This window comes from Arsukibacterium sp. MJ3 (assembly GCF_000987765.1).
GTDB lineage: Bacteria > Pseudomonadota > Gammaproteobacteria > Enterobacterales > Alteromonadaceae > Alishewanella.
Map to the genome: position 1 here is coordinate 182,261 of NZ_LAHP01000003.1, position 15,337 is coordinate 197,597.

Annotated in this window: 12 protein-coding genes; 2 read left to right on the plus strand and 10 right to left on the minus strand. The window is 46.2% G+C overall.

Going from position 1 to position 15,337, the window contains the following annotated elements; all coding sequences use genetic code 11:
* The first annotated feature begins 42 nt into the window (after positions 1-42).
* Together VT06_RS03695 and VT06_RS03700 are read left to right on the plus strand one after the other, a co-directional pair.
* Positions 43-1,191 (plus strand): patatin-like phospholipase family protein, encoded by a 1,149-nt coding sequence (locus VT06_RS03695; protein ID WP_082122431.1) that lies wholly within the window; start codon positions 43-45, stop codon positions 1,189-1,191.
* A 141-nt stretch (positions 1,192-1,332) separates the two neighbouring features.
* Positions 1,333-2,301, plus strand: coding sequence for a GGDEF domain-containing protein (locus VT06_RS03700; RefSeq protein WP_235357353.1), 969 nt, complete (start codon positions 1,333-1,335; stop codon positions 2,299-2,301).
* Here the strand turns inward: VT06_RS03700 and tilS are convergent.
* The 10 genes from tilS to bamA all read right to left on the minus strand — a co-directional run bounded on the left by tilS (position 2,255) and on the right by bamA (position 15,317).
* On the minus strand, positions 2,255-3,556 hold the full coding sequence (gene tilS / locus VT06_RS03705; RefSeq protein WP_052750158.1) for a tRNA lysidine(34) synthetase TilS: 1,302 nt from the start codon (positions 3,554-3,556) through the stop codon (positions 2,255-2,257). The two genes, VT06_RS03700 and tilS, sit on opposite strands and share 47 nt — an antisense overlap.
* A gap of 76 nt (positions 3,557-3,632) precedes the next feature.
* Positions 3,633-4,589: an acetyl-CoA carboxylase carboxyl transferase subunit alpha gene (accA, locus tag VT06_RS03710; RefSeq protein ID WP_046552917.1), complete on the minus strand. Its 957-nt coding sequence runs from the start codon at positions 4,587-4,589 to the stop codon at positions 3,633-3,635.
* Between the two features lie 17 nt (positions 4,590-4,606).
* Positions 4,607-8,077, minus strand: a complete 3,471-nt coding sequence (dnaE, locus tag VT06_RS03715; protein ID WP_046552918.1) for a DNA polymerase III subunit alpha — start codon at positions 8,075-8,077, stop codon at positions 4,607-4,609.
* Positions 8,074-8,670, minus strand: a complete 597-nt coding sequence (gene rnhB / locus VT06_RS03720; RefSeq protein WP_046552919.1) for a ribonuclease HII — start codon at positions 8,668-8,670, stop codon at positions 8,074-8,076. The genes dnaE and rnhB overlap by 4 nt, the downstream gene beginning before the upstream one ends.
* Complete coding sequence (lpxB, locus tag VT06_RS03725) at positions 8,657-9,817, minus strand: lipid-A-disaccharide synthase (protein WP_046552920.1); 1,161 nt, start codon at positions 9,815-9,817, stop codon at positions 8,657-8,659. Before lpxB ends, rnhB begins: the two co-directional genes overlap by 14 nt.
* A 169-nt stretch (positions 9,818-9,986) precedes the next feature.
* Entirely contained in the window at positions 9,987-10,757 is a 771-nt protein-coding gene (lpxA, locus tag VT06_RS03730; RefSeq protein ID WP_046552921.1) for an acyl-ACP--UDP-N-acetylglucosamine O-acyltransferase, read from the minus strand.
* Between the two features lies 1 nt (position 10,758).
* Complete coding sequence (gene fabZ / locus VT06_RS03735; protein ID WP_046552922.1) at positions 10,759-11,211, minus strand: 3-hydroxyacyl-ACP dehydratase FabZ; 453 nt, start codon at positions 11,209-11,211, stop codon at positions 10,759-10,761.
* Positions 11,212-11,214: 3 nt separating this feature from the next.
* A complete protein-coding gene (gene lpxD, locus VT06_RS03740) occupies positions 11,215-12,270 on the minus strand; it encodes a UDP-3-O-(3-hydroxymyristoyl)glucosamine N-acyltransferase (RefSeq protein WP_046552923.1) in 1,056 nt (351 codons plus the stop codon).
* A gap of 4 nt (positions 12,271-12,274) precedes the next feature.
* Positions 12,275-12,796 (minus strand): OmpH family outer membrane protein, encoded by a 522-nt coding sequence (locus VT06_RS03745; protein ID WP_082122432.1) that lies wholly within the window; start codon positions 12,794-12,796, stop codon positions 12,275-12,277.
* 16 nt (positions 12,797-12,812) lie between these two features.
* Positions 12,813-15,317 (minus strand): outer membrane protein assembly factor BamA, encoded by a 2,505-nt coding sequence (bamA, locus tag VT06_RS03750; protein WP_046552924.1) that lies wholly within the window; start codon positions 15,315-15,317, stop codon positions 12,813-12,815.
* Positions 15,318-15,337: the final 20 nt, after the last annotated feature.

Genomic DNA, 15,337 nt, shown 5'->3' on the forward strand with positions numbered 1-15,337 from the left:
AGCAACAAAGAGCACAGGCCAGCAGAAAAGTTCAATATCATTATGGTACGACAACGACCGTTAAACGGAAAAAAAACCGCATTATTACTGACCGGCGGTGGCGCCCGGGCGGCTTACCAGGTTGGCGTATTAAAAGCGATAGCCCAACATTATCCCAGAAGTAGTCCTGCACCCTTTGATATTATCAGTGGTACCTCTGCCGGCGCAATAAATGGTGCCGGAATTGCCTGTTATGCCTCTTGTTTTCATCTGGGGGTTAAAAAAATCGAATCAGTCTGGCGGCAGTTTCATACCGACCAAGTGTATTACTCTGACTACCCGCGGGTGATCCGACATTTAATCCAAAACGTGTTTGGCGCCTTTCAGGCTGATTATGCCAACAAAAAACCGGTTAGTGTGTTCGACAATAAACCGCTAAAACAATTGCTGGGGCGTATTCTTGATTTACAACGAATTGACCGGAATATCATGGGCGGTTATTTATCCAGTTTTTCGGTAACCGCCTCTTGTTACAGTAATGGTGATTCGATTACTTTTTTTCAGTCCGATCAGGCTGAAGAATGGCGCCGGGCTAAACGCTGTGGTCAACGCACCTTACTCGGTGTGCATCATTTGATGGCCTCGGCCGCTATTCCAATTGTGTTTCCCTCTGTCAGGATCCATCAGCAATACTTTGGTGATGGTTCAGTAAATCAATTGGCACCATTAAGTGCCCCTATTCATCTGGGTGCTGACAAAATTTTAATAATTGGGGTAGAAGATCCAAGAAAACAAGAGGTTAGCCAACGTAACCTGCATCATCCTGATCTGGCCACCGTAGCAGGCCATTTACTGGATACTATTTTTACTGATACGCTTAATTCTGATTTAGAACGCATGCAACGGGTTAATAAAACCGTGCAAACGCTGCACGATAATAATATTGATACTGAACTAAAACCGATACAAAGCTTGATCATTAACCCCAGCCAAAATTTTAATCAGCTGGCCAGTGAATACTATTTATGTCTACCGCTAGCGGTACGGACGTTGCTGCGTGGCATGGGTATTCGTCAACATTCTGAATCTAGTTTGGCCAGTTATTTATTATTTGAGAAAAAGTACACCAGCCGGTTAATTGAACTGGGGTTTGAAGACGGTTGTAAGCACATAGACAGCATTGTGCAGTTTCTTGCCGCAGACGGTGAATAACCTAGCGTCAAATACTTGACCTGACTTACCAGGCTATACCTAACTACTTGAAATAAAAATAGTTAATTTTATATTTATTTTTGGCCTACATTTTGCTTATACCAGTCAGAAACATTTTTATAAGGACTGGTGATGGACTATATGATGACTCGGGAGCTGGCACTCGATGTGGCTCCAAGCTATGCGGCATTAAACCGGTGCCAACAAACCGATAATTTGCCAGACTGCACTGAACAAACCCTTACCAGTCAGCTGCAAACCAGCCTTGATATTCAGCAGCAGTTGGACATTTTTTCTATGTACGTTGGCCGCTTAATCAGTATTAAAGGTATTCGCCTTAATACCGCTTTTGGCGAGCATAACGCTGCAGGCTCTGCTAATGCAGCGCATGATTATAAAAGCCTACTGGTGCTAAACCAACAATGTCTGGCCGAAGTGCATTACCACAGTGATCAGCCCTTTAGCCCGATGCAACAGCGCGAACTACTCCTACTAGAAAGTGAGTGGTTGTTTGCCTTACGAAACGCGCTGGTGGTAGCCAGATTACAACAAATGGCCTTAAAAGATCCGTTGACGGCGCTAGGTAACCGTCGTTTTTTTGACGATAGTTTTAGCAAAGCCATTCAGCTGTCACGTCGCCGGCAGCAGCCGTGCGCTTTGCTATTATTAGATTTGGATAATTTTAAGAAGCTAAATGATAACTATGGCCATGCTATGGGTGACGAACTGTTAATTGTTATTGCCGACTGTATGCGCGATGCTTTGCGGATAACCGACAGTTTGTTTCGGTTCGGTGGTGATGAATTTGCAGTAATTCTGACAGAGGACGACGCTGACAGTGCCGATTTAGTAGCGCGTCGCTTAATTAAAGCCATTAATCAACATCATAAATGTACACAATATGGCATTACAGCTAGTGCCGGTTTGGCCTATTTACAACCCTTACAAACCGTCCAGCAACTTTTTGCTGCAGCCGATTTAGCGCTATATGAGGCTAAAGCAGCTGGTAAAGCCAATTTACGCCAAGTTGGCAATGCTTTAACTAGCAAAGGCGCCGGCGTAGTTAATTTTGCCACCAGTCAAGCCAGCAGTCCGCCTGTATCGTGCTAATTGCCGAGGCATAACCGGCAACAGCTACCAACTTATTTCCCTGCAGCAGCAGTGGCACCCGGCCTCGCTGCCAGGGAGGTACTTGCCACAGCTTAAACCATTGCTTTAACGGCTTATGCTGGCTTTGCAATGCCGGTTTAAACGCCAGACTTAACTGCCCAAACAGCACCGTTGTTGTTGTTGTCGCTAGCAGCGGCAAACTGTTTTCCCCCGGTGAGGTCTGTATTTGCAACTGCCCTAACCCAACCGGTAACACTAAGGCACTTTGCATCAGCCATTCTATGCGGCAAGATATTGCCGGCAGTGCGGTTGGCCGCTCCAAGTACAAGGTATGGTTATAACGCCTAAGCTGGTAATCCGCTAATACCAGCAGTGGCATAGCATCATGCCGAGCCGCGATAACCTCGGTTTTCAGTGTCTGCAACCATTGGCTGGAAGGGTTAAGTTGAAACTGAGCCAGCCAGCGGCGCAACACTTCATCTTGCTGCAATGGCAATTGTTGTTGCAATGCTTGTAAATCCAGTTGTTGTCCTCTGGCACACTGCGTCAATGCTTGCTCGGTATAATGGTCTACTAGCTGTTGCTGCTGCGCCAGGTGCTGCATGCTGCGCCCGGTAGTGGCACTTAGCGCAGGCCAGCGGGCCGTTAAAAGCGGCGTAATACAATTTCGGATAAAGTTTCGGTCAAAGCGGTTATCCTGGTTACTTTCATCTTCAACCCAGTGCAGCTTGTGTTGCTGGGCAAAAGCCAGAATAGCTTGCCGGCTACAGTGTAGCAGCGGGCGTAATAAATGGCCGTTGGCAAAAGGTCGCTGGCGGGCCATACCACTTAATCCCGCTGCTCCGGCACCGCGTTTTAAGGCCAGCAACAAGGTTTCCAGCTGATCATCGGCATGATGGCCGGTTAACAACACACTACTGGCGCTATCAATAAACGGCGCCAGTGCCTGGTAACGAGCATCGCGGGCGGCAGCTTCAATGTTAGTCGTGTGTTCAAGTACAATGGTCAGGCTACTAAAGGCAATTTCGCGTTTAGCACACGCTTTGGCACAGTGTTCACCCCAGGCCTGTGCCTGCGGGCTTAAGCCATGATTAACATACACCGCTAACAGCTGAAAGGAATACTGTTGTTTCGCTTGAAATAACAACTCAAGTAACGCCATTGAATCGAGGCCGCCACTTAATGCCAGCACTACCTTAGTGGCACTAATGGCTTCAAGTTGCAATGCAAGTTCAGTATTCGTTATCATCGCCATGATGTTTACTCAGCCTGGCTTGGGGTTGATAAAAAAACCAGCGACAGGCGCTGGTTTTTCGACACTGATAACCAACTTAGCAATAACCAAATGACATAAGTCGTTTATACCGGTTTGCCAATAAGGTGTTGGTATCAAGCTGCTGTAATTTTTCTAAATCTTTTAACAACACTTTTTTCAAGGTTTGGGCCATTTGCTCTGGTGCACGATGCGCACCACCTAAAGGCTCAGGAATAACGCTGTCAATCAAATCCAGCTCTTTTAATCGTTCAGCAGTTATGCCCATCGCATCGGCTGCCAATGGCGCTTTTTCAGCACTTTTCCACAGGATAGAAGCACAACCCTCTGGAGAAATAACCGAATAAGTACTGAATTGCAGCATATTTACTCTGTCGCCAACGCCGATGGCTAAAGCACCACCAGAACCACCCTCACCAATAACGGTACATATTACCGGTACTTTTAAGCCGGCCATTACCTTCAGGTTACGAGCAATCGCTTCTGACTGGCCGCGCTCTTCTGCACCTATGCCAGGATAAGCACCCGGCGTATCGATAAAGGTAATGATCGGCATATTAAAGCGTTCGGCCGTTTCCATCAGGCGCAATGCTTTACGATAGCCTTCAGGGCGTGGCATGCCAAAGTTTCGACGAATTTTCTCACGGGTATCCCGGCCTTTTTGATGGCCAATAACCATTACCGCCTGATCGCCTAAGCGGGCAGTACCGGCAACAATAGCATGATCATCAGCGTAGGTACGGTCACCGGCCAGTTCATCAAAATCTGTAAAAATATGCTGTAAATAATCCAACGTATACGGCCGGCGAGGATGGCGAGCCATCTGAGCAACCTGCCAGGCACCTAGCTCAGAAAATATCTTCTTGGTTAAACCGAGACTTTTTTCTTTTAGTTTGTTGATCTCTTCTTCTAAACCAAGATCATAGTCGCCATTACGACTTACGTTACGCAATTCGTCTATTTTTGCTTCAAGTTCAGCAATGGGTTGCTCAAACTCTAAATAATTCAGCATCATCGACTATCACTACCTAATTAATTAAATTCCAGTTCTATTGTTGCTAATTGTTTTAATTGATGCAACAAAGCGTCAGCGGGCGTCACCCACCAGGCTGTCCCTAACTGCAGTGTTATCTGCCCTTCCTGTCGTTGATACCGTATAGTAACCGGTACCGTTCCTGCTTTAAATTCATCTAATATCTGTTGCAATCTTTGCAGGTAATTGTGGTCTATTTGCTGCGATTGTACAGTGATATTCAAAGATTTCAGCGATTTTTCCCGCACAGCGGTTATTTCACTGACATCACGGCCGGACATTGTAAGGCCACCATTAAAATCATCAAAGCTGACCTGTCCGCTTATTACCAAAATCCGGTCTTTTTGCAGCAGTTCCTCAAAGGTTTCCAGCTGTTCCGGGAAAAACCGCACATCTAAACGTGCAGATTTATCGTCCAGCGTGACAATAGCCCAGCGCCGCCCTTTTTTGTTAAGCATTACCCGTACCGATACCACTAGACCAGCAACCTGCACACTCTGATCTTTTTTAGTCGGTTGCAGTTCTACCAGGCGACATGACACATAATGACCAATTTCGTCGGCATAACGGTTAATCGGGTGTCCGGTTAAATACAAACCCAGCGTTTCCCGCTCGCCCTCTAACCAGATTTCATCCGGCCAACGTGGCACATTTTTAAAAGCCGTTGCCGCCTGCTCCGGTTCCGGGCTAAGCAAGCCAAACAAATCATCCTGACCAACAGCCTGCGCTTTAGCATGTTGCTCAGCCGCTTTCATCGCCTCTTCCAGACTGGCCATCAAGGCAGCTCGATGCGGCCCCAATTTATCCATTGCTCCGGCTAGGATCAGTTTTTCCATCACCCGCCGGTTTAAACGCTTTAAATCGACTTTGGCACAAAAATCAAATAAGTCACTAAAGCGTCCATGCTTAGTGCGCGCTTCAATAATGGCATCGATTGGGCTTGCGCCAACCCCTTTTATGGCGCCAATGCCATACACAATATGGCCTTGCTCGTTCACGGTAAATTTGTACTGGCCGGTATTAACATCAGGCGGAATTAAATTCAGTTTCATCCGCTCACATTCGTCAACCAAGGTGACGATTTTATCGGTGTTATCCATGTCCGCCGACATAACCGCCGCCATAAACTCGGCCGGAAAATGTGTTTTCATCCACAATGTTTGATACGACACCAGTGCATAAGCCGCAGAGTGCGACTTATTGAAGCCGTAACCGGCAAACTTCTCTACCAGATCAAAAATTTTAATCGCCAGCTCAGGATCAATGCCATTGTTAGCCGCACCTTCCTGAAAGGTGTCGCGTTGCTTGGCCATTTCTTCAGCATTTTTTTTACCCATCGCCCGACGCAGTAAATCTGCCCCACCCAAGGAATAGCCCGATAATACCTGGGCAATCTGCATTACCTGTTCCTGATATAGAATAATACCGTAGGTAGGTTCTAATATAGGTTTAAGCGAGTCATGCTGCCAGGTAGCATCGGGGTAAGATATGGCTTCGCGCCCGCGTTTTCGGTCAATAAAATTATCAACCATGCCAGACTGTAATGGTCCGGGCCGGAATAGCGCTACCAGGGCAATCATATCTTCAAAACAATCGGGTTGTAGCCGGCGGATTAAGTCTTTCATGCCGCGCGACTCTAACTGAAATACCGCCGTAGTATCGGCACGCTGTAGCAAGTCAAAACTGCGTTTATCGACCAAAGGTATGCTATTAATATCAACCGGTTTACGCCCTTCTTTTTGCAACCGGCTGTTGGCCATATTCACCGCCCACTGCAAAATGGTCAGGGTGCGCAATCCTAGGAAGTCAAACTTTACCAGCCCGGCATATTCCACATCATTTTTGTCGAACTGAGTAACCGGATTTTTGCCTTCATCATCACAATACAGCGGTGAAAAATCGGTAATTTTAGTTGGCGCAATCACCACCCCACCAGCATGCTTACCGGCATTGCGGGTCACACCTTCCAGTTGACGCGCCATATCAATTAAGTCTTTTACTTCTTGATCTTGCGCATAAAGCTCAGGCAAACGCGGTTCTTCTTTAAAGGCTTGCTCCAGTGTCATACCGGGTGTTAGTGGGATCAGTTTTGAAATACGGTCAACAAAACCATAAGGGTGTCCCAATACCCGGCCAACGTCACGAATAACGGCTTTGGCCGCCATAGTACCAAAGGTAATAATTTGCGATACCGCTTCGCGACCATACATTTCGGCTACGTGATCAATTACTTCATCACGCCGATCCATACAAAAATCGACATCAAAATCGGGCATGGATACCCGCTCCGGATTCAAAAAACGTTCAAACAACAGGTCAAATTGCAACGGATCCAGATCAGTAATTTTTAAGGCGTACGCCACCAAAGAACCCGCACCTGACCCCCGACCCGGCCCAACCGGGATATCGTTATCTTTACTCCACTGAATAAATTCCATAACCACCAGGAAGTAGCCCGGGAACCCCATCTGATTAATCACGTCCAGCTCTATCTGCAAGCGTTCATCATAGGGAACACGTTTCGCAGCACGTGCAGCGTCATCAGGGAATAACTGCAATAAGCGCTGCTCCAGTCCCTGCTGTGACTTAACCACCAGAAAATCGCCATCGCTCATGCCACCGGTAGGAAATGCCGGTAAGAAGTATTCACCCAGGCGAATGGTGACATTGCAGCGGCGTGCAATTTCGACACTGTTTTGCAAGGCTTCGGGAATATCAGCAAATAATTGCAGCATTTCAGCTTCTGTTCGCAAATATTGTTGTTCGGAATAATGCTTGGGCCGGCGTTTGTCATCCAGCGTAAAACCATCCTGAATGGCCACCCTGATCTCATGCGCGGGGAAATCACTGGCGTGTAAAAACACCACTTCGTTGGTGGCCACAACCGGCAACTGATACTGTTCAGCCAGCGGTATTGCTTTTTGAATATAACGTTCTTCATCGGGCCGGTTAGTACGGATAAGCTCTATATAAAAACGATCGGGGAAATACTGCTGATAAAAACTGATTAATTCGGTAACTGACTGCAGATTCTCTTTTAATAATGCCTTACCCAGTGGTCCATCCTTACCACCTGACACGATAATTAACCCACTGTTGTATTCAGCCAACCACTGATGGTCAAGCTGCGGCCTGCCCACCACATGACCGCGTAAATAGGCTTTAGAAATGAGCAATGTTAGGTTCTGATAACCGATATTATCAGTCGCTAATAGCAATAAACGCGCACTTTCAGTGCCCAATAAAGGATGCTGAACCCAACAATCTACGCCAACTAAAGGTTTAATACCGGCGTCGTGAGCCGCGCTGTAAAACTTAACTAACCCACAAAAGTTCATCTGATCAGTCAGAGCCAGGGCAGGCATACGTGCCGCTGCAGCGGCTTTGACGATGGGTTTAACTTTAGCCACGCCATCAATTAATGAAAAGTCGCTATGCACCCTTAGATGAATAAAACCGGGTGTATTCATTCGCTCATTTGCTCAGCAATAACCCGCACCGGTTTAAAACTGCGGCGATGCTCGGCTAAAATGCCATACTGAGCAATAGCCGCCAGATGTTGAGCGGTGGGGTAGCCTTTATGAGCAGCAAAACCAAACTGCGGGTAGCGCGCGTCTAATGCCGTCATCTCGGCGTCACGGGCCACTTTGGCCAGAATAGAGGCCGCACTGATTTCCGCTACCAGGCTGTCACCTTTTACCACGGCAGTCGAGGGCATTGGCAGCTCGGGGCAGCGATTCCCATCAATCATTACCCACTGTGGTTGAATAGATAATGCCGCCACCGCCCGCTGCATGGCCAGCATAGTCGCATGTAAGATATTAAATTGATCTATTTCCGCTGGCTCTGCCCGGCCAAGTGCCCAGCATAATGCCTGCGCTTTAATTTGCTCCGCCAGTACTTCACGGCGCGCCGCACTGAGTTTTTTTGAATCGGTCAGGCCAATAATGGGTCGCGTGGCATCAAGAATAACGGCAGCGGTCACCACGGCACCCACTAACGGGCCCCGGCCTACTTCGTCAACACCACATAATAATTCTACATCGGGTCTATGCCATTGCATCTTGTTGTACTACCTCCAAAATTGCCTCAGCAGCACGGGCGCTGGCGTTACATTTAATCTGTTGATGAATAGCACAGTATTCAGCCAGCAAACTACTATTGTCCGCTTGCAGTAATGGCGCCATAGCCGCCACTAATGCCTCGGGCGTAACCTGATGTTGCAGCAACTCCGGCACCATAGCCCGCCCGGCCAGTAAGTTAGGTAAACTAAAATGCGCCAGTGTTACCATTCGCCTGCCAATCTGGTAGGTTAACCAGTTTGCCCGATACGCCACCACCATTAAACACTTTGCCAGCATCGCCTCAAGGGTAGCGGTACCCGAAGTAATAAAAGTGGCATCGGCGGCCAGTAATATCTGCCTTGCCTGGCCTATAAACACTGTCACCGGTAAATCTGGGGCAACCTGCTGCTTAATCACCGCAAATTGCGCCGCTTTTTGCTTGGTTACCATATTAGTAATCAGCTGCAAATACGGTTGTTGTTGCTGCAACTTTGCCGCTGCCAGCAAGAAATCAGGTGCTAACAAGGTAATTTCATTGTTGCGACTACCTGGCATAATGGCCAGTACCGGCTTAGCTGAGTCAAGCCCGAGCGCTTGCTTATGCGGCGCTTTATCAACGCTTAGTGGCATAGTATCGGCCATGGTATGACCCACAAAAGTACAGGGTACTTGGTAGTTATCATAAAATGCTTTTTCAAACGGCAGCAAGGATAGTACCAAATCAGTGGCCTTAGCAATTTTAAAAATCCGTTTATGCCGCCAGGCCCAAACCGAAGGGCTGACATAATGAACTGTTTTAATCCCGGCCTGCTTTAACGCAAGCTCTACCGGCAGGTTAAAGTCGGGGGCGTCAATACCAATAAACACGTCAGGCTTGTCTTTTAGTACTGCTGCAATAATGTCACGCTTTACTTTGAGCAGGCGCGGTAAACGGCCAAGTACTTCAATAATGCCCATTACTGCCAGCTCTTCCATATCAAACAGGGCCGTAAACCCCAACGCTTGCATACGGGGGCCTCCAATACCATAAAAGCGCGCATTAGGGTGGCGTTGACGCAGGGCTTCGATTAAATCGGCACCGAGAATATCGCCAGAGTGTTCGCCAGCAATAATGGCTATCGTAAGTTCTGTGGTCGAAGTATTCATTAGGTCGCTATGGCTTACTTATTATTGGTTGATTCTATCACAGCAGATATCGCTTAATTAAACCCTTTGCACTGTTCACATTGCTATGCGGGCTAATCGCTCTAACGTTCTGAAAAATTCATAAAAAAGGAGCCATGTGGCTCCGTTTTATAGGGTTAGTAAAACATGATCAACGAACAATGCCACGGCTGGCGCCGGCAATAAAATCAGTAAATACTTTTAATTCAGCATACTCGGCCGCTTTGGCTTCCAGCGCTGCTAAGGCTTCAGCCACAGTCTGGCCTTTACGGTACACTTCTTTGTAAGCTCGGCGTATTTCCAGTAAGGCATCACTGCTGTAACCACGACGTTTTAAACCTTCAACATTAATACCGGCCGGTACACAAGGCGCACCATGCACCATAACGTAGGGCGGCACATCTTTTAATACAATAGAGCCACCACCACAAAAACTATGCGCGCCAATATGCACAAATTGATGCACACCTGTCATGCCACCTAAAATAGCCCAATCACCAACCTGAACATGGCCTGCCGCCTGTGCACCACTGGCAAAAATAATATGATTACCAATAACACAATCGTGTGCAATGTGGGTGGTGTTCATAAACAGGTTGTGGTTGCCAATAATGGTTTTACCCTGATCCTGTACCGTACCACGATGTACCGAACAGCCTTCACGAAACACATTAAAGTCGCCAATAATCAGTTCGGTTGCTTCGCCCTGATATTTTTTATCCTGACAGGCTTCACCAATACTGGAGAACTGAAAGAAATGATTACCTTTGCCGATAGTGGCCGGGCCTTTAAGGACAACATGCGACTCAACGACGCAATCATCACCTAACACCACATTACTACCAATATAACTAAAAGGCCCTACGCTGACATTCTGGCCAAGTTTAGCGCCGTTTTCTATTACTGCTGAGGGATGGATCACGTTATAACTCTCTTCTGGCACACATTAATTCAGCTGAGCACACAATAACGCCATCCACCTTGGCTTCACCGTAAAATTTCCAGATATTACGGCGCTCTTTTAAAAACTTAACCTCTAATAACATGGTATCACCAGGTACTACCGGCTTTTTAAAACGGGCTTCATCGATACCAGCAAACAGATAAATCTCGTTTGCTGCTCGCTCCGTTACTGTTTTAAACCCTAAAATACCCGTGGCTTGCGCCAACGCTTCTAAAATAAGTACCCCAGGAAAAATAGGCATACCCGGAAAATGGCCGGTAAAAATAGGCTCATTAATCGTGACATTTTTTAGTGCGGTTAACGATTCACCGGCGGTATAGTCCAGCACCTTATCTATTAATAAAAATGGATAGCGATGTGGTAGTAACGCCATAATTTCCTGCACTTGCAGGCTATTAAGTTGATTAGCCAAAAATTAATCCTCTGTTGACGAGCTCTGTCCATTATCTTTTAACTGCGACAATTGTTGCTCCAGCTGTTTTACCCGCTGAAATAATGTTTCTATTTGCCGTAACCGCGCAGTATTTCGCCGCCATTCTGTATTTGTTGTTGCCGGAATACCAGATGAATAGACCCCTTTCTCTGTTATTGAGCGGGTTACCATCGACATACCGGTCATTTGTACACCATCGGCAATTTCGATATGGCCATTTACACCAACTCCGCCACCTAAAACACAGTACCGGCCTATCTTTGTGCTACCAGCAATACTGGCAGCACCGGCAATGGCAGTATGGTCACCAATTTGTACGTTGTGGGCAATTTGACACAAGTTATCAATAATAACGTTGTTACCAATAATGGTGTCGGCAATCGCGCCGCGATCAATAGTAGTATTGGCGCCAATTTCACAATCGTCACCAATAATAACCGAGCCTGTTTGTGGTATTTTCAGCCAGGTACCAGCTCTGTTAGCAAAACCAAAACCGTCTGAACCAATCACGGCACCGCTGTGGATCACACAACATTTGCCAATAACCACATTGTGGTAGACCGTTACATTAGCCCACAACTTACTGCTTTCGCCAATACGTGCTCCCCTGCCAATAACAGTTCCAGCAGCAAGCTGAACATGATCAGCCAACACGGCATCTGCACTAACAACCGCGTTAGCCCCAATAGCACAGCCGTTGCCAATAACGGCAGTAGCGTCAATTATAGCAGACGGATGAATGCCAGTGGCAAGCGGCGGCGAATTGTCCAGAAGTTGGGCGACAAGCGCGAAAGCCACATAGGGATCAGTAACCACTAGGGCATTAACACCCGGTGCCAAAAACGGCAGATCATCCGCTTTAATTAATACGGCACTGGCGTTGGTCTGACTTAAAAACTTACGATATTTGCTATTCGCCAAAAAACTAATGGCACCATCAGCTGCATGTTCCAGCGTAGCAACAGAAGAAACGCCGCAAGCGGCGTCTCCAATAACCTGAGCATTAAGGTGCTCGGCTAATTCAGATAATAATTTCACCCGATTATTTCGCTTTGCCAACCTGTGCCGCGACGGCGTCAGAGATATCGAACTCTGGCTTGGCATAAACGGCAGCGCCGGCGTTTAATACCACATCAAATTTTTCACGATCAGCAACCACATCAATAGCCGTTTTAATCATAGCTAAAATTTTATTGCGCTCTTCGTTCTGACGGGCACGAATTTGCTCATCAAGTGGCCTGGCGGTTGCTTCGTATTGCTCACGTTGCTGCTGCACCTTATCAGTCAACTCTTGTTTCTGCTTTTCGCTCATGGTCGGGCCATCGCGACGCAGTTTTTCAATATTAAAACCAATATCTTTTTCTAACTGGCCAATTTCAGCAATTTTAGCGGCAAATTCAGTACGAATATTTTCCTGAATAGTGGCCGACTGCGGAATTTGTGCCGCCACTGCCTGCACATCAACAAAGGCAATTTTCATTTCTTTTGCAGCCACATTGCCAGCCATAAACAAAGCGGCTACTAATACTAACGCGGTTTTCTTTACTGTATTGTTAAACATCATTTTCCCTATACCTTTATTAAAAAGTTGTTCCAATATTAAAACTAAAGTTTTCCTGCCTGTCACCCTCTTGTTTCTTGATGATCTTGGCAAGGCTGAACGTTAGTGGGCCCATTGGTGAAATCCATTGTAACGATACACCAGCTGACGCCCGAATTAAACTGGGGTCTGCATAATCAATTAAAAAGGGTTGAGAATTTTGCCCCCCAAAATTAGCTGTCCTGTTTTGTAGCAAAGTAGCATAGCGATTTATATCAAATTCAGTATCCCAAACATTACCGGCGTCAACAAAGAAACTGGTGCGAACTGAATTACGATAATCTTCACCTAAAAATGGTGTCGGCGTAATCAACTCAAGCGTTAATACGCCCATGGCATTGCCACCAATAGAACGGGGCGACACACTATAACTATCACTGCTTGGATCAGCTGGAAAGTTCTGCGAACCATTTATCGGATCTGGTAATCCAGGCACTACCGATGCCTGCCGGAAGATAGCGTGTGGCCCAATAATGCGGTTTTCAAAGCCGCGTAAATTAGAGCCTCCCGCATAAAAGTTTTCTGTAAACGGTAAGGTATAATCATAGCCATCTTTGTCGCCATAACCATTACCAAAACCTAACTCTAATTTGCTGCGAAACGACCAACTGTGATCGTTACTCAGCGGAATGTAGTTTTGCGCTTCTAACTGAACTTTATAATACTGCAAATCAGAGTTAGGCGTGGTGGCTTTAAATACCAGATTTAGCATCCGGCCCGCCGTTGGAAATAAACCCCGGTTCAGTGTGCTGTGAGTCCAACCCGTGCTTAATTCATAGCTAGTAAAATCGAAACCGCCATCCGGGTTCTCAGCATCTAGCAAAACGGCCCTAAAATGCCGTAATTGATCATAATTATCACGTATGTTAATTTTATTAACAATGTAGTTTGCGCCAAAATTTAAGCGGTTAAATTCGTTTACCGGATAACCAACATTAGCACCAAAGCCATAACGCTGCTGCTTGTATGCTTCAAGGTTAGATGACGCACTACTGTAATCGATATCAGAATAAAATACCTGACCACCCAAACTGACACCATCAAGGGTAAAATACGGGTCGGTATAACTAACATTAATGCTTTTCTGATACTTATTGGTACTTAAACTGATACCCGCACTGTTACCCGTACCAAAGAAGTTAGCTTGCTGTACGCCTACTTCAAATGACAAGCCCTGGTAGCTACCATAGGAAATACCGGCGTTAAAGCTGCCTGATGGCTGCTCTTTTATGTCAAAGAGCACATCGACTAAGTCATCACTGCCAACAACCGGGCTGGTTTCAAAAGTAATTTTTTCAATATAAGGTAGGCGCTGCACCCGGTTTTTCGACAATTCCAGGTAGTCATTTGATAACCAGGCACCTTCCATCTGCCGCAATTCACGTCGGATAACTTCGTCACGGGTATTACTGTTACCCTTAACCTCAATTCGCCGCACGTAAACCCGTTTGCCCGGATCAACACTGATGGTTAAATCCACTTCTTTGGTTTCTTCATCAATTTTCGGAATAGTGCGAATTTTAGAGTTTGCATAACCAAAGCGCGCCAATAATTTAGCAATACTTTCTTCGGTAAAAGTAACCAGTGCACCATTGTACAACTGGCCACCCTTTAACGGTAAAATAGCCTGAATAACGGCATCCTGACCAATCAAATCACCGACAAAATCGACATTGCGAATATTGTATTGCTCGCCTTCGGTTACATTAAGCGTTACATAAACTGCTGTTTTATCAGGGCTAACCGACACTTGTGACGAATCAATAGTAAAGCGCAGATAACCGCGATCCAAGTAATAGCTGTTGATGGTTTCAAAATCACCTTGCAGCGTTTGCTTTTGATAACGGTCAGACGACAAAAAACGCCACCAAGGTAAATCTTGTTTAGACTCTATTTGCTTTAATAACTCGTCGTTAGTAAAAACGGTATTACCAACAATATTAATTTGACGCACTGAGGCGGCATCGCCCTCGTCAAATTCCAGTTTTAAATTAACCCGGTTACGCGGCAAATACGTGACTATGGCTTCAACCTTAGCCTGATACTTACCGACACCATGATAAAACTCGGTTAAACCGCTTTCGATACTTTTCAAAATTGTTTTATCTAACGGTTCACCAACCTGCACCCGATTGCCTTCAAGGCTCTCGTTCAGTTGCTCTTCTTTTATATCTTTATTACCGTCAAACTCAATTTTGCTTATTGTTGGCCGTTCTTTTAGACGATAAATAACCGTGTTACCGTCACGAAACACTTTAATATCGTCAAAATGGCCAGCACTGTATAAGGTTTTAATACTGCGCGATAAACTGTATTCAGTAACAGCATCACCAATAGTAAATGGCAGGTTATTCAAGGCAGCGCCAAGCGCCACGCGCTGCAGGCCTTCAACCTGAATGTCCTGAACGGTAAATGATTCTTCAGCGAGCACCGAGCTACTGCCTGAGGCTAGTAACATCGCAGCTACTAATCGTTTAATTGTCATTATTTGAACTACTTATGATT

Excerpts from the sequence above, each read along its gene's own strand:
- rnhB (WP_046552919.1), bottom strand. The coding sequence starts at position 8,670 with ATGCAATGGCATAGACCCGATGTAGAATTATTATGTGGTGTTGACGAA.
- VT06_RS03745 (WP_082122432.1), bottom strand. The coding sequence starts at position 12,796 with ATGATGTTTAACAATACAGTAAAGAAAACCGCGTTAGTATTAGTAGCC.
- VT06_RS03695 (WP_082122431.1), top strand. The coding sequence starts at position 43 with ATGGTACGACAACGACCGTTAAACGGAAAAAAAACCGCATTATTACTG.
- tilS (WP_052750158.1), bottom strand. The coding sequence starts at position 3,556 with ATGGCGATGATAACGAATACTGAACTTGCATTGCAACTTGAAGCCATT.
- accA (WP_046552917.1), bottom strand. The coding sequence starts at position 4,589 with ATGATGCTGAATTATTTAGAGTTTGAGCAACCCATTGCTGAACTTGAA.
- bamA (WP_046552924.1), bottom strand. The coding sequence starts at position 15,317 with ATGACAATTAAACGATTAGTAGCTGCGATGTTACTAGCCTCAGGCAGT.
- VT06_RS03700 (WP_235357353.1), top strand. The coding sequence starts at position 1,333 with ATGATGACTCGGGAGCTGGCACTCGATGTGGCTCCAAGCTATGCGGCA.
- lpxB (WP_046552920.1), bottom strand. The coding sequence starts at position 9,817 with ATGAATACTTCGACCACAGAACTTACGATAGCCATTATTGCTGGCGAA.
- dnaE (WP_046552918.1), bottom strand. The coding sequence starts at position 8,077 with ATGAATACACCCGGTTTTATTCATCTAAGGGTGCATAGCGACTTTTCA.